Annotated in this window: 10 protein-coding genes; all 10 read right to left on the bottom strand. The window is 60.2% G+C overall.

Features of this window, described 5'->3' with window-relative positions:
* Positions 1-110 precede the first annotated feature (110 nt).
* Positions 111-3,044 (bottom strand): DUF748 domain-containing protein, encoded by a 2,934-nt coding sequence (locus ACI77D_RS17170; RefSeq protein ID WP_407017103.1) that lies wholly within the window; start codon positions 3,042-3,044, stop codon positions 111-113.
* 87 nt (positions 3,045-3,131) lie between these two features.
* Entirely contained in the window at positions 3,132-4,148 is a 1,017-nt protein-coding gene (locus tag ACI77D_RS17175; RefSeq protein WP_064454170.1) for a class I SAM-dependent rRNA methyltransferase, read from the bottom strand.
* A gap of 55 nt (positions 4,149-4,203) precedes the next feature.
* A complete protein-coding gene (locus ACI77D_RS17180) occupies positions 4,204-5,073 on the bottom strand; it encodes an oxygenase MpaB family protein (protein WP_078827335.1) in 870 nt (289 codons plus the stop codon).
* Positions 5,074-5,089: 16 nt separating this feature from the next.
* Positions 5,090-7,027 carry an acetate--CoA ligase gene (gene acs, locus ACI77D_RS17185; RefSeq protein WP_064454168.1) on the bottom strand — a complete coding sequence of 646 codons (1,938 nt, stop codon included), beginning with the start codon at positions 7,025-7,027 and terminating at the stop codon, positions 5,090-5,092.
* Between the two features lie 105 nt (positions 7,028-7,132).
* Positions 7,133-8,797: a glucose-6-phosphate isomerase gene (gene pgi, locus ACI77D_RS17190; protein WP_064454167.1), complete on the bottom strand. Its 1,665-nt coding sequence runs from the start codon at positions 8,795-8,797 to the stop codon at positions 7,133-7,135.
* A 241-nt stretch (positions 8,798-9,038) separates the two neighbouring features.
* The gene (gene panC, locus ACI77D_RS17195; protein ID WP_407017104.1) at positions 9,039-9,890 is read right to left on the bottom strand and encodes a pantoate--beta-alanine ligase; all 852 of its coding nucleotides are present in this window, start codon (positions 9,888-9,890) and stop codon (positions 9,039-9,041) included.
* Entirely contained in the window at positions 9,887-10,687 is an 801-nt protein-coding gene (gene panB / locus ACI77D_RS17200; protein WP_064454165.1) for a 3-methyl-2-oxobutanoate hydroxymethyltransferase, read from the bottom strand. The genes panC and panB overlap by 4 nt, the downstream gene beginning before the upstream one ends.
* A gap of 365 nt (positions 10,688-11,052) precedes the next feature.
* Positions 11,053-11,538 (bottom strand): 2-amino-4-hydroxy-6-hydroxymethyldihydropteridine diphosphokinase, encoded by a 486-nt coding sequence (folK, locus tag ACI77D_RS17205; protein ID WP_407017105.1) that lies wholly within the window; start codon positions 11,536-11,538, stop codon positions 11,053-11,055.
* 2 nt (positions 11,539-11,540) lie between these two features.
* Complete coding sequence (locus ACI77D_RS17210; RefSeq protein ID WP_407017106.1) at positions 11,541-12,944, bottom strand: polynucleotide adenylyltransferase PcnB; 1,404 nt, start codon at positions 12,942-12,944, stop codon at positions 11,541-11,543.
* Positions 12,945-13,641: 697 nt separating this feature from the next.
* Positions 13,642-15,081, bottom strand: a complete 1,440-nt coding sequence (locus tag ACI77D_RS17215) for a sigma-54 dependent transcriptional regulator (RefSeq protein WP_053258060.1) — start codon at positions 15,079-15,081, stop codon at positions 13,642-13,644.
* Positions 15,082-15,087 lie beyond the last annotated feature (6 nt).

Raw genomic sequence — 15,087 nt, forward strand, 5'->3', positions numbered from 1 at the left:
TCGTTCAGTTGAACCGAGGTGATGCCATCGCAGCGGTTCGGCGGTCCGACAAGCCAGCTCCCACATTTGTATCAGGCCAGCTCCCACATTTGGATGATGTCGTTCAGGCGTTACTCGGCATCCAGATGCATCGGCGTCACTACTCGACCATCCTTTTCAGCCTGCCCCAGGTTGGCGTCAATGAAGTAAACCCGGTCATCTTCCAGTTTTCCCTTGTCCACCAAGTAGTCCTTGATGGTGCTGGCGCGGTCTTGGCCCAACTGGCGCAGCAGCACGTCACTGGCGCTCCAGAACTTGATCAAACCATCCTTCAGCTTCGCGGTGCGATCATCGCTGCTCAGGTCTTTCCATTCAGCCGGTGGTTGTTGTTTCAGGCGAGTGCGGTAGATGCCTTCGAGCAACGGCGCCTTTTCCTTCTCCGGTACAACCAGCAGCGATGCCTGGGCTGGAACCTTGTCACCACGGCGCTGGAGGATCTTGTAGTAGTTGTATTGGTATTCGCGCTCCAGACGCTCTGCGGCCAGGAATGGCCCATCACTGCTGGCAGCCGCCGTACCTTCGATTTCCAGGCGCAGGGTAGGGCGCTCTTTCAGCGCCTTGGCCAGGGTGTTCAGGGCGCCTTCGGCGTCTTTGTTCAACTCACTGGAGCCTGCGGCGAAAGACACATTACCGAGGTCTTCCGAGCCCCCACCGCTTACCAGCCCGCCGATAAACTTGAACGGCGCCGTTGCCGCGCGTACGACCAGGTTGCGCAGGGTCTGCCACACAATCGGCATCACGCTGAATTGCGGGTTATTCAGGTCGCCGGTCACCGGCAGTTCGATGGAGATCTTGCCGTCAGAGTCCTTGAGCAGGGCGATTGCCAGGCGAATCGGCAAGTCCACGGCGTCGGCACTGTCGACCTTCTCACCCAATTGCAGCTGTTCGACCACAACTTTGTTTTCGGCCTTCAACTGGCCTTTGGTGATGACATAGTGCAGATCGAGGTTGAGACGGCCCTTGCGGATACGAAAGCCCGCGAACTTGCCGGAGTACGGCGTCAATGTGGTGAGTTCGACGCGTTTGAAACTGGTGGCGATATCCAGCGCCGCCATCGGATCAAATGGGTTCACGCTGCCCTTGATGGTTACGGGGGCGTAGCGATCCACCTTACCGTTGATGTCGACGCTCGCCGGTTTGGCCTGGCGGCTGTCAATGGTGCCAATCTGCCCGTTGAGTTGTTGGATGGCGGTGGCGAAGTTGGGCGTGAGGCTGAAGTCGGCGAAGTTGGCCGAACCGTCATTGATCGCAATCTGCCCGATATGAATGCCCAACGGCTTCTCTTTACTGGTCGCAGGCTTGGCCGCCGTCTTGTTGCCACTGTCGGCTGGTTGCGGGATCAGCAAGTCATCGATGTTGGTGGTGCGATCATCGTTGATCATGAAACGTGCATAAGGCTGCAGCAGGTTGACCTTGTCGATCGACAGGCTATTGCCGTGCTGATAGTTCACGCCCTCCAGCATCAGGCGTTGCCATTTGAGGAAGTCGCGGTTCTTGAGAGTGTCCAGGGTGTGTAATTGATCGACCTGAGCGCTGCCGGTGACCTGAAGGGCCAGTGGGTCCGTGCTTTTCAGGTTCACATCCAGATTGCTGCCCAGCATGCCGCTGCGCAATTCCAGGCGAATAAAGGGGTTGATATAGGATTGAGCGACCCGCAGGTCGATATCCTGAGTATTCACTTTCAGTCTGGCGCTGACCGGGTTGAGGTTGACCTCACCGGCCGCCTGGATCTTGCCTTGCTTGCCCAGCCCGGAGTCGACTTTCAGGCTAAAGGGCTTCTGGTTGAGGCTGTCGAAGTTCTGCACATCGACATTCAACGGGCCCAGTTCCAGTGCGACAGCGGGTTTGGCCTGACGGTCAGCCAGGTGTACCTGGTAATTACGCAGTTGCACGTCCTTGAGCAGCACTTGCCAGGGTTTGCTGGGCGCTGCCGGTTGAGCTTTTGGCGAGTCGGCGGTGGCTGGCGCAGTGGCGGGTTCCGGCGCCTTGGCCGGTTTGCTCGGTTGGCCGGCAAACAGTTTTTGCCAATCCAGTTGCCCATCGGCCTCGCGGGCGGCCCAGGTTTCCAGCTTGTTACTGCGAATCTTGCCGACAACAACTTGCTGCTTGGCCAGGTCTACAGTGGTTTCGCTGACATCCAGGCGTTCCAGCCGCACCAATGGCCGGCCATCCGGTGCCTTGATGGCAAAGGGCGCGATGCTCGCAGCCGTGTTGGTCAGGTTAAGCTCGGTTTCTTTGGCCAGGCTGAACTTGTAGTCGGTGCTGAAATTCAACACACCGTCCTCAAGTACCAACGGCACGGCGTCTCGTACGTACGGCCACCATGCTTTCATCTTGCCGTCGGTGACTTTCAGCGTGCCTTCGGAAGTGATCGGCACCAGGCTGAAATTGCCTTTCCAGTCGATCTGCCCACCTTCAGGACCGGCAGCCACCAGCGTCATGTCGGCGTTGTCTTCCGGCAAGGTGCTGAGGTTTTTCAACTCAAAGTCGAGTTTGTTGTAGAGGAATTCGATCGGCTCGCTCGGGCGCAGATCCTTGAAGTGCACATAACCGCCGGCCAGCTTGATGCTGTCGATACGCAGCGGGAAGGGTTTGGCATTCGGGTCGGCCGGCGTCGGCTCGCTCGGCGGCAGCTTGAACAGTTGCGCCAGATTCAGTTGGCCGGATTTATCGAACAGCAATTCGGTCTTGGGCTGGTCCAGTTGCACATCCGCCAGGTGCAGGGCGCGCGTCCAGAGACTGTCGATCTGCAGGTTGGCGTAAAGACGCTCGAAGCCAACCTGTTCCTTGCCAGGTTCACCGATCTTCAGGCCCCACAGTGTCAGCTCCAGGCTGAACGGGTTGAGCTCGATCCGTTCGATCCGCGCCGGCACCGTGGCGTAATTGGCCAGTTGCTGGTTGGCTATACGAAGGGCGATGCCCGGCAGAATCAAAAAGCCCAGCAAGCTGTACAAAGCAAGGGCAGTCAACAAGGCGCCTATGGCGCGAATCAATCCTTTGGGCATGGGTGACGCCATCTATGTCGAACGAGAGTGCCTTGGAGTATGGCACGGGATTTCGGTTCCGAAGAAGCGGGTCTGTTGAGACAAGTCTTACAGTTGCAGCATCAGTGTTTTCAGGGGGGGCTGCTGGTCCTGGGAAGGAAAGTCCGCCCCCGGCGTGATGATTTGCCAGTCGCGTACCGGGCGACCGGCTTTTTCGGCGCAACGCAGCACCTGTTCACGCCAGTCATCCATGCTGACTTTTGCGAGGTTGTTGCAGCAGATCAGCACGCCATTGTCGGCCGTCGCCAGCAACGCGGGTTTGAGCAGGCTCTGGTAGTCGCGCAACAGGTCAACGGTGCCGAAAGCGCTCTTGGCCCAGGCCGGGGGGTCGAGCAACACCAAGTCATATTGACGTTGCTCAAGGCGTGGATAGCTCGGCAGCTTTTGGCCGCGCCGCTGGGTGATCGGCAAGCCCGCCAGTTGGCGAATCGCCGGGAAGTAGTCGGACTGCACAAAATCCATGGTCGGCAAGTGCGGGTTGAGCAGGCCGTTTTCGCGACCGACTGCCAGGTTGCCCTCAGCGAAGTCCAGGTTGCACACCTCACTTGCGCCACCGGCTGCCGCGCTCAAGCCTACGCCACAGGTGTAGGCGAACAGGTTCAGTACGCTTTTGCCGGCGCTGTGGTCCTTGACCCAGCCGCGGGTGTTGCGCAGATCCAGGAACAGCAGGGGGTCCTGCCCGGCATGGCGCCCACGTACACGGTAATTGAGTCCCCATTCGTGGCCGACCTTGTCTTCCAGGGCCACGGGTTCGGCGCGATACACCGTGTCTTCACGGTCGATTCGCGAGTTGCCACGGGAACGGTCGTTGTACACCAGCAGCAATTCCAGGCCCATGAACTGATTGACCTGTTGGTGCAGGTCCAGCAGTTCCTCGGTGTGCAGGGACTGATGGAAGCTTTGCACCAGCAGTTGCGGGCCATAACGGTCGATGGTCAGGCCACCGGCGCCTTCCTGGCTGCCATGGAACAGCCGGTAGCAGTCGGTGCCTTGGGCATGCAGCTCGTTGATCAGGTCTTGGCGGTGGTCGAGGGCGGCGCGCAGCGCCTGATTCAAGGGAGTCATGGAGCGCGCCTTGCTGTAAATGGGGGCGCGGAGTTTAACAGCTATAGGCGCTGGCCTACATCAACCCCATCCGCCGATGGGCGCGCTGTACCGAACCATTGCGCATCGCCCAACGCAGTAACGGCGCGCTACGCTTGACCCCGGCGCGGATCATCTGGCGTTGCAGCGGGCTCTGGTGCTGTTCGAGCATCGTGCTGGCCCAGTCCGGCAGCAGGTCGATCCCTGCTTGCATCATCAAGCTGCCAAAGGGTTTAGCCAGTGTGCTGGGGGCGGGCGCATTGACCAACAGGCGCAGCACTTCGCGGCTGCGCTCGTCGCACAGCAATTGCGGACGAATGCGCGCCAGATAATCCGAAATTTCCTGCCGTGAGCGCGGAACATGTCGCGCGCCAAGCCTTTCGGCTACCAGCGCGATTTCGCTGTAGTAACGATCCTGGTCCCGCCCGCTGAGGTGCGGGTTTCGATAACGCAGGTGCGCTGCGAGAAAGTTGCTGACTTCCGCCACATGCACCCAGGTCAGCAGCTCCGGGTCGCTGGCCGCGTAGGCTCGCCCGTCCGGGGCGTGTCCGACCACTTGCAGGTGGATGGTGCGGACTTTTTCAATCAGCCATTCGGCGTCCTTGCGCGAACCGAACGTGGTGCCGGAAATAAACTGCGAGGTCCGCCGTAAGCGTCCGAGCATGTCCTGGCGAAAGTTGGAGTGGTCCCACACACCGGCCAGGGCCAGCGGATGCAAGGCTTGCAGCATCAACGCGCTGATGCCCCCGATGAGCATGCTGCTGAAGTCGCCATGGACTTGCCAACTGACCGAGTCCGGTCCGAACAGGCCTGGGTCGCCCTTGGGGTTTTCCAGGTCCAACTGGCCCAGTGACAGACCGGTGAGGCTCATCAGCTGGGTTTCGATACGGCTGCGGATAAATTCCATGGCGACTCGGGGGGTCCTATCGATTCAGGCGTTTGTCGATCAGGCCGTCGACGACACTGGGGTCAGCCAGGGTTGAGGTGTCGCCGAGGCTGTCCAGTTCGTTGCAGGCAATCTTGCGCAAGATCCGTCGCATGATCTTGCCGGAACGGGTTTTCGGCAAGGCGGGTGCCCATTGGATCAGTTCCGGCTTGGCAAAGCTGCCGATTTCCTTACTGACCAGGTCAAGCAGGTGCTTTTTCAGCTCGTCATTGGGCTCGACCCCATTCATGGGTGTGACAAAGGCATAAATCCCTTGGCCTTTAACGTCGTGGGGATAGCCGACCACGGCCGCTTCGGCCACTTGGTCATGCAGCACCAGCGCGCTTTCCACTTCGGCGGTGCCGATACGGTGGCCGGACACGTTAATAACGTCATCGATGCGCCCGGTGATCCAGTAGTCGCCGTCGTCATCGCGCCGCGCGCCGTCGCCGGTGAAGTAGTAGCCGGGGTAGGGTTTGAAATAGGTGTCGAGCATGCGCTGCGGGTCGCCGTAGATGCTGCGGATTTGCCCAGGCCAGCTGGCTTTGATGGCGAGTACGCCACTGCCGGCGCCGCTCAACTCCTTGCCTTGTTCGTCGAGCAATACAGGCTGTACGCCAAACATGGGCTGGGTTGCGCACCCCGGTTTGATCCGTTGGGCGCTGACCAGCGGGCTGAGCATGATGCCGCCGGTTTCGGTCTGCCACCAGGTATCGACGATCGGGCAACGCTGCTCGCCCACGGCGTTGAAATACCAGTCCCAGGCTTCCGGGTTTATCGGCTCGCCGACGCTGCCCAACAGGCGCAGGCTGGCGCGGGAGGTGCTCTCCAGTGGGCCGTGGCCCTCACGCATCAAGGCGCGTAATGCGGTGGGCGCGGTGTAGAAGATATTCACATTGTGTTTGTCGATCACCTGCCAGAAACGCGAGCTGTTCGGGTAGCTCGGCACACCTTCGAATATCAGCGAAGTGGCGCCATTGGCCAGCGGGCCGTACACGATGTAGCTGTGGCCGGTAACCCAGCCCACATCGGCGGTGCACCAGAACACTTCGCCGTCGCGGTAATCGAGCACGTACTTGAAGGTCATCGCCGCTTGCAGCAGGTAGCCACCCGTGGTGTGCAACACGCCCTTGGGTTTGCCGGTGCTGCCGGAGGTGTAGAGGATGAACAGCGGGTCTTCGGCGTCCATCGGCTCGGGCGGGCAGTCGTCGCTGGCGGCCTCCAGAGCCTGTTGATACTTGAGGTCGCGGCCTTCTACCCAGGCAAGGTCCGCACCGGTGCGTTCCACCACCACTACCGTGCTGACGTTCGGGCAGCTGGCCAGGGCCTTGTCGACATTTTTTTTCAGGGCCACCGGCTTGCCACCGCGTACGCCTTCGTCAGCGGTGATGACCGTGCGGCAGTCGGCATCGAGAATGCGATCGCGCAAGGCGTCCGGCGAGAACCCGCCAAACACCACCGAATGCACTGCGCCAATGCGCGTGCAGGCCAGCATCGCGTAGGCGGCTTCCGGGATCATCGGCATGTAGATGCACACCCGGTCGCCTTTCTTCACGCCACGACTTTTCAGCACATTGGCCAAGCGGCTGACGTTTTGGTGGAGTTGGCGGTAGGTGATTTTGGAAGACGTTGCAGGGTCGTCGCCTTCCCAGATGAAAGCGGGCTGGTCAGCGCGTTGCGCCAGATGACGGTCGATGCAGTTGTAGCTGACGTTCAGTTGGCCGCCGGCAAACCATTGGGCCGCGCCGGTGTTGATGTCCGAGTGTTGAACGGTATGCCACGGAGTAATCCAGTGGAGAAAGCGCTTGGCCTGTTCGGCCCAGAAGATGTCGGGTTGCTCAATCGATTGGCGATAGAGGCGCTGGTAGTCTTCTTGACTAAGCTGCGCCGCCCGGCGCACGGCATCGGCGGTGGGAAATGTGCTGATATCGAACATGAGCGGTCCTTATTCTTGTTTTCGGAACAAGCCATAAAGATGCGCGCACTGGGGGGAGGGTTCAAGGCCGACGTCCAAACGGACGTTGGCCTTGCGATACCTGGATCAGCCGCGGTGACGACCGCGGAAGTAGTTGATCAGGCCCTGGGTCGAAGCATCCTCGGCCGAGGTTTCTTCGGCGCCGGTCAGACGGTTGTACACGCCTTTGCCCAGCTCTTTACCCAGCTCCACGCCCCATTGGTCGAAGGCGTTGATGCCCCAGATCACGCTCTGCACGAACACTTTGTGTTCATACATGGCCACCAGTGCGCCGAGGCGACGCGGGCTGATGCGCTCGACCACGAGGGTGTTGCTCGGGCGGTTGCCCGGGATCACCTTGTGCGGGGCCAGCTTCTGCACGTCGGCTTCCGGCATGCCCTTCTCGCGCAGTTCGGCTTCGGCTTCGCTGCGTGTCTTGCCGAGCATCAGTGCCTGGCTTTGCGACAGGCAGTTGGCGAACAGCCACTGATGGTGGTCGGACACAGGGTTGAAGCTGACGATCGGCACGATAAAGTCGGCCGGAATCAGTTGGGTCCCTTGGTGCAGCAACTGGTGGTAAGCGTGCTGACCGTTGCAACCTACGCCGCCCCAGATAACCGGGCCGGTATCGGTGGACACTGGCGAACCATCCTGGCGCACGCTCTTGCCGTTGGATTCCATGTCCAGCTGTTGCAAGTGCTTGGTGATGTTACGCAGGTAGTGATCGTACGGCAGGATCGCGTGGCTGCGCGCACCCCAGAAGTTGCCGTACCACACGCCCAACAGACCCAGCAGCACCGGCATGTTGGCTTCGAACGGAGCATTCTGGAAATGCTGGTCCATGGTGTAGGCCCCGGACAGCAGCTCCTTGAAGTTGGACATGCCGATGGCCAGGGCAATTGGCAAACCGATGGCGGACCACAACGAATAACGGCCACCGACCCAGTCCCACATCGGGAAGATGTTTTCTTCGCGGATACCGAAAGCTACCGCCGCCGCGTTGTTACTCGATACGGCGATGAAGTGGCGGTACAGCTCGGCTTCCGAACCACCCTGGGCCAGGTACCAGGCGCGTGCAGCCTGGGCGTTTTTCAGGGTTTCCAGGGTGTTGAAGGACTTCGACGAGACGATAAACAGCGTGGTCTCGGCGCGTAGCTTCTGGGTCAGCTCGTGGAATTCGCTGCCGTCGATGTTCGCCAGGTAATGGCAACGCACGCCTTTGTGGGCGTACGACAACAGCGCCTCGGAGACCAACTCCGGGCCAAGGAACGAACCACCGATGCCGATGTTGACCACGTCAGTGATCGGCTTTTCGGTGTAGCCACGCCACAGGCCATCGTGGATACGGCCCACGAGGTCGGTGATCTGGTTCAGCACCTTGTGCACATCCGGCATGATGTTGACGCCGTTGACCGACAGCTTGTCGCCCACTGGGCGGCGCAGGGCGGTGTGCAGGGCCGGGCGGCCTTCGGAGGAGTTCACCGGTTCGCCGGCATACAGCGCTTCGATCGCGCCTTTAAGGTCGACTTCCTTGGCCAGCGCCACCAGCAGGTCACGGGTTTCGCTGGTGATCAGGTTTTTCGAGTAATCGAGGAACAGCCCGCAGCTGCTCAGGGTGAATTGGGAGAAGCGCTGGGGATCGGCATCAAACGCTTCGCGCATGCTGAAATCCTGCATGGCGTGGCGGTGTTGATTGAGCGCTTGCCAAGCGGGCAGAGCGGTAACGTCATGAGGGGTGCGGTAGTACGCCATCGCTGCGGGTTTCCTTTTTATTACGGGGACTTGCCTTTAGGACACTTCTAAATCCGGAACGTCCAGTCTTTCATCAGGCGTTGGGTTCCGGTCAGCGCCAATAATGGCGCAGGGCGATTACATTAAACCTAGCGTGTCGATATGTCTTGGCTTTGTCTGCGCTGTAGCCGGTACTTTTTTATACCGGCGCAGCAGGGAGGGCAACTGTTTAGCGGTTTTTAAGGGGGAAAGGCCGGGTGGGTCAGGCCAGATTCAAGTGCAAGTTATCGATCAGGCGCGTAGCGCCCAAATACGCGGCCACCAGGATAACGACATCACGGTCTTCAGTCGTGGCCGGACGCAGGTGCACGCCTTGGCGCACTTCCAGGTAATCCATGCGCAAGCCGGCCGCTTCGATGTGCTGGATCTGTTCGGCGCGCAGCTTGGCGAAATCGTGGTCACCCGCTTTGATGGCGGCAGCGATCTGGCTGAGGCTGCGGTACAGCACGGGGGCGATGGCGCGTTGTTCTTCGGTGAGGTAACCGTTGCGCGATGACAGCGCGAGGCCGTCGGCGGCACGTACGGTCGGTTCGCCGATGATCTGGATCGGCATGTTCAGGTCATGGACCATGGCGCGAATAACCGCCAGTTGCTGGTAGTCCTTCTGGCCAAACACGGCCATGTCCGGCTGGACCATATTGAACAGCTTGCTGACTACCGTGGCCACACCTTCGAAATGCCCTGGGCGACTGGCGCCGCAGAGGCCTTCGGACAGCTGCGGGACACTCACGCGGGTCTGGCCGGTCATGCCGCCGGGGTACATTTCTTCGACGGTCGGCGCGAACAGCAGGTTGCAACCGGCTTGCAGCAGCTTTTCCTGGTCGGCAGCCAGTGTGCGGGGATATTTGTCCAGGTCTTCGCCTGCACCGAACTGCAGCGGGTTGACGAAAATGCTCGCCACCACGAAGTCCGATTGCTGCGCGGCCTTGGTCACCAGGGTGGCGTGACCGCTGTGCAGATTGCCCATGGTGGGCACAAAGCCGATGCGCTTGCCGGCACTGCGCGCGTGAGCGACGGCGGCTCGCAGTTCTCGTACGGTTTTAACGGTGTTCATGCAGAGAATCCGTGTTCGGCACCTGGGAAAGTAACGGCTTTGACTTCGTCCACGTAAGCGCTCAACGCCGCCTGGATGCTGTCCTGGCCGGCCATGAAGTTCTTCACGAACTTTGGCGCACGGCCGGTCAGCGACAGGCCGAGCATGTCGTGCATCACCAGGACCTGGCCGTCGGTGGCGGAACCTGCGCCAATGCCGATCACCGGCACTTTGACAGCCTGCGTGATTTCCGCCGCCAGTTCGCTCGGCACGCATTCCAGCAGAATCATCGCCGCACCTGCTTGTTCCAGGGCGATGGCGTCCGCACGCATCTGGCGCGCCTGGGCTTCATTGCGACCTTGTACTTTGTAGCCGCCGAGGAGGTTGACCGACTGCGGTGTCAGGCCCATGTGCACACACACGGGTACGCCGCGCTCAGCCAGCAGTCGGATCGACTCGGCGAGCCATACGGCGCCTTCCACTTTGATCATGTGCGCACCGGCTTGCATCAGTTTGCCGGCGTTTTGAAAGGTCTGTTCGACCGTGGCGTAACCCATGAACGGCAGGTCGGCGATGATGAAGGCGCCGTCGTTACCGCGTTTAACGCTGGCGGTGTGGTAGGCGAGTTCATCGGTGGTGACGGGCAGGGTGCTGTCATTCCCTTGAAGAACCATGCCCAGGGAGTCACCCACCAGTAGCACCTCGACTCCGGCCTGGCAGCAGGCCTGGGCGAAGGTGGCGTCATAGCAGGTCAGCATGGTGATTTTTTCACCTTTGAGCTTCAGGCTCTGCAAGGTGGTCAGGGTAATGTCTGGCATGAAAAGGGTCCTCGTTCAGGCGCTTGGAAACAGCGAGTAACGCGCGCGAGTCTTCGTTTATACAGGCGCACTGTCTTGAGAGCAGTGCTTATAAGGCCTGGATTGCGCCCTTTAGCGCCGGGTCGGCGGCAGCGGGACGCCTATAGTCGTGATGAGGACACGGGAAGTCAATTGGATGTGTTACCGCATTGTTACGAGTGGGGTGTTACCGCTGTTACTGACGCGATTCAGCAGGTTGACCGCCGCTTTGAGTCACGCCAGAGATCAAGTGTGGGCGCTGGCTTGCCGGCGATGCAGGCGACTCGGTACATCCGTCACCCCGAGTTGACGCTATCGCAGGCAAGCCAGCTTCCAACGGGATCGCATCAAGCTTCCGGGAGGCGTTCCAGGCCGACAAACGGGCAAGCTGCCAGCAGTTCGCTGAGCGTTTGGCCGTTTGGCAGTTGCTGGTTGGCGGGTGCCAGCTCGGCCAGCGGGTACAACACGAACGCGCGCAGGTGCATCTGGTAATGGGGCACCTTGAGGCGCGGTTCATCGATCAGGCGATCGCCGAACAGCAGGATATCCAGGTCCAGGGTGCGTGGGCCCCAGCGCTCAAGGCGCTCGCGGCCCTGGTCGTTCTCGATGGCTTGCAACGCATCAAGCAACGCCAGTGGCGCGAGACTACTCTCCAGGGCGGCGACCGCATTGGTATAGCGCGGTTGGCCCGGGAGCAGGGAGTCACTTTGATAAAACGCCGACACGCCGGCGACGGTGGTGCCTGGCAATAACGCTAACGCCTCGACGGCGCTGCGCAATTGTTGGTCCGGGGCAGCGAGATTGCTGCCCATGCCGATGTAGATACGGTCCACGTTTATTCGCCTGTGGCGCCCGAGGCATCGGTGGAGCTGCGTTTGCGCTTGCCGCCACTGCGGCGACGCTTCTTCGGCCCTTCGCCGGCGCCATCGCCTTTGCTGCCGAGGTCACGAATCATGTCGCGACGCTGGCTGTCATTGGCGTCCTGGTAGTCAGTCCACCATTCGCCCAGGCCGTCGGTCTGCTCACCCGCGCTTTCGCGCAGCAACAGGAAGTCATAGCCGGCGCGGAAACGCGGATTGTCCAGCAGCAGGTCGGCGCGTTTGCCGCTGCGGCGCGGCAGGCGCTCCTGCATGTCCCAGATCTCGCGGATCGGCATGGTAAAGCGTTTCGGGATAGCAATACGCTGGCACTGCTCGGCGATCAGCTCGTGCGCGGCTTCCTGCATGGCCGGGATCGGCGGCATGCCACGGTCTTGCAGACGCAGGACGCGTTTGGGCAGGGCTGGCCACAACAAGGCGGCAAACAGGAACGCCGGGGTCACCGGTTTGTTCTGCTTGATGCGCAGGTCGGTGTTGATCAACGCTTCGCTGATCAAGGTGTGGGTGTACGTCGGGTTGTATTCCAGAGCCTCGGCGCTCGCCGGGAACAACGGATCGAACAACTGCAGGTCGACGAGCATTTCGAACGTGTCGGCGGCATAGCCCGACAGGAACAACTTGAGCACTTCTTCGAACAGGCGCGCGGAAGGAATCTCACGCAACATCGGCGCCAGCTCACGAATGGGCGCGGCGGTGTGTTTTTCGATGCCGAAGTTCAGCTTGGCGGCAAACCGCACGGCGCGCAGCATGCGCACCGGGTCTTCCTGGTAGCGCTGAGTCGGGTCGCCGATCAAGCGGATCAGGTTGTTGCGAATGTCGTGTACGCCATTGGCGTAATCGAGGATGCGCTCGCTGACCGGGTCGTAATACAGCGCGTTGATGGTGAAGTCGCGGCGTTGCGCATCTTCTTCCAGGGTGCCGTAAACGTTGTCGCGCAGGATGCGTCCGCTCTCGTTGCGGGAAGACTGGTTAGTGTCTTCCTCTTCATCGTTTTGCGGATGGCCTGCACGGAAGGTTGCGACCTCGATGATTTCGCGACCAAAGTGGATGTGCACCAATTTGAAGCGGCGACCGATGATTCGCGCATTGCGGAATTCGGCACGCACTTGCTCGGGCGTGGCGCTGGTGGCGACGTCGAAATCTTTGGGTGTGATGTTGAGCAACATGTCGCGCACGCACCCGCCCACCAGGTAAGCCTGGTAGCCGGCGTTCTGCAAACGTTCGACGATGTTCACCGCATAACGGCTGAATTGGGCGCGCTGCAATGAATGCTGATTGCTGTTAAGCACTTCAGGCGTGCTGCGAATGTGTTGCGTACGACGCAAGGGGGAACGGAATGACTGGAACAACTTCTTCAGCATGGGATGCACTGTTTGAAGGAATGTTCGGCCATAACGAAGAATGACCGCATGATGGGCCGGGATTCTAGCATTTAGTCGGGGGATGGTGTAGGAACAAGCTGCAAGGCTTGAGCCAGAAGCCTAAAATTGTCAAATCCCGGAAACTACAAGGGGAGCCGAAGCTCCCCCAGAAGTAGTTGCGTGCTCTATTTTTATTATTGATTGCGGGCTTCTTGTTTTTGTTGATCGCCCTCGCCATGAAGCTTCACCTTCATGACACTCCCAATCGGGAGTCAAGAGCAAACGGATTGCTTTGGTCGCTGTGTTGCTGATCTACGATCCAACCAGTTCAGGCTCTGCCTTAGGGCAGTTTTTGTTGTTCTCGGCCTGGTTGCGGGGCAAACCCCAAATGCAACGCCTCTCCAAAAGAATCAGTTAGCTGCGCCTCCGCCGTGTTGTTTTTGTTATGCGTGAGTCGATTCGTCTTATTTTTATTGTCTTGTACAAAGCTTGTTATTGTTTTTGTACTAAGCATATAGCAGGGTGCGTGCCAACTTTTGTGCCGCCCAGCAAAAACGGGGGGTTGAGGTGGTTTTGGCTTTTTGATGGACCAAAAAAAGCCGGGGCTTCGTTACCGTAAGCCCCGGCTTTTGTTACGTGAAAATTCAGCGGTAACAGTTTTTTCACATCTGAGGGTGTTACCTGTGAGGGCGCACCCTCAACTTTCGCTGGCAACCCCGGTCTTGCGCCGTGGAATGCCCAGGCGCTGGCGTCGCTCCCACAGGCACTTGCGGCTTACGCCCAGCTTGCGGGCCAGCTCGGTCTCGGTCATGTGGTCCTGATGCTCAAGGACGAAATGCTGGAAGTAGTCTTCCAGTGACAAATCTTCAGTCGGCTCATGGCTGGTATTGCTGGCGCCGCCCTGTTGCGGGGCCAGGCCGATGAAATCGTCGTCCTCCAGGTCACTGAGCTCGATATCGATACCCAGCAGCTCGGCGGAAATCTCCGGGCTTTCCGACAGAATCACTGCGCGCTCGACCGCATTCTCCAGCTCTCGCACGTTACCCGGCCACGAGTAGTGCCGAATTGCCTGCTCAGCGTCCGGGGCAAACTTGAGGTCGGTACGGTTGATACGCGCGCTCTGGCGCAGCAGGAAGGCGCTGGCGATCTCGTTGACGTCGGCGCCACGCTCGCGCAGGGCCGGCAGCTTAAGGGCGATCACGTGCAGGCGGTAATACAAGTCTTCACGGAACTGGCCGATCTTGGCCAGGCTCTTCAGGTCCCGGTGGGTCGCAGCGATCAGGCGAACATCGACCTTCTGCGATTGCACCGAACCTACGCGGCGAATTTCGCCTTCCTGTAGCACGCGCAGCAAACGTGCCTGGGCTTCCAGAGGCAGTTCGCCGATTTCGTCGAGGAACAAGGTGCCGCCGTCCGCCGCCTCCACCAAACCCGCGCGCCCGGCGCTGGCGCCGGTAAACGCGCCTTTCTCGTGGCCGAACAGTTCGGACTCGATCAGGGATTCAGGGATCGCCGCGCAGTTCACCGAGATCATCGGCGCCTTGGCGCGCTTGGACAGGTTGTGCAGCGCGCGGGCGACGAGTTCTTTACCAGTGCCCGATTCGCCCTGAATCAATACATTGGAGTCGGTCGGCGCGACTTTGCGGATCTTGCTGTACAGGTCCTGCATCGGAGGGCAGGAACCGATGATGCCGATTTCGCCGTTGCTGTTGTCGACGCCTGGCTTGTCCGCACCGTTGGCGCCTTTGCCGGCGGGGCGCTGTTCGGCCGGTGCACTGCTGGCCGACTGGCGGTCGCGCAGGATGCGGGCCACGGCCTGGAGCATTTCGTCGTGGTCGAACGGCTTGGCGATGTAGTCCACCGCGCCCATCTTCATCGAGTCCACTGCCGAACGCAGGCTGGCGTAGCTGGTCATGATCAGCACGGGAGTGCCCTGGCCAAGCTTGATCAGCTCGGTACCCGGCGCGCCCGGCAGGCGCAGGTCGCTGACAATCAGGTCGAACGTGGGAATGCTGAATCGCTCTTGGGCTTCCTGCACCGAGCCGGCTTCGCTGACCTGGTATTGATTACGTTCAAGCAGGCGACGCAAGGCAGAGCGGATAATTGTTTCGTCTTCGACGATCAAAATGTGCGGCATTGATTC

Origin of the sequence: Pseudomonas sp. O39 (assembly GCF_045447295.1) — a bacterium.
GTDB lineage: Bacteria > Pseudomonadota > Gammaproteobacteria > Pseudomonadales > Pseudomonadaceae > Aquipseudomonas > Aquipseudomonas antarctica_A.

Coding starts and splice junctions, on each gene's coding strand:
- panC (WP_407017104.1), bottom strand. CDS start 9,890: ATGAACACCGTTAAAACCGTACGAGAACTGCGAGCCGCCGTCGCTCAC.
- ACI77D_RS17210 (WP_407017106.1), bottom strand. CDS start 12,944: ATGCTGAAGAAGTTGTTCCAGTCATTCCGTTCCCCCTTGCGTCGTACG.
- ACI77D_RS17170 (WP_407017103.1), bottom strand. CDS start 3,044: ATGCCCAAAGGATTGATTCGCGCCATAGGCGCCTTGTTGACTGCCCTT.
- ACI77D_RS17175 (WP_064454170.1), bottom strand. CDS start 4,148: ATGACTCCCTTGAATCAGGCGCTGCGCGCCGCCCTCGACCACCGCCAA.
- ACI77D_RS17215 (WP_053258060.1), bottom strand. CDS start 15,081: ATGCCGCACATTTTGATCGTCGAAGACGAAACAATTATCCGCTCTGCC.
- pgi (WP_064454167.1), bottom strand. CDS start 8,797: ATGGCGTACTACCGCACCCCTCATGACGTTACCGCTCTGCCCGCTTGG.
- ACI77D_RS17180 (WP_078827335.1), bottom strand. CDS start 5,073: ATGGAATTTATCCGCAGCCGTATCGAAACCCAGCTGATGAGCCTCACC.
- acs (WP_064454168.1), bottom strand. CDS start 7,027: ATGTTCGATATCAGCACATTTCCCACCGCCGATGCCGTGCGCCGGGCG.
- panB (WP_064454165.1), bottom strand. CDS start 10,687: ATGCCAGACATTACCCTGACCACCTTGCAGAGCCTGAAGCTCAAAGGT.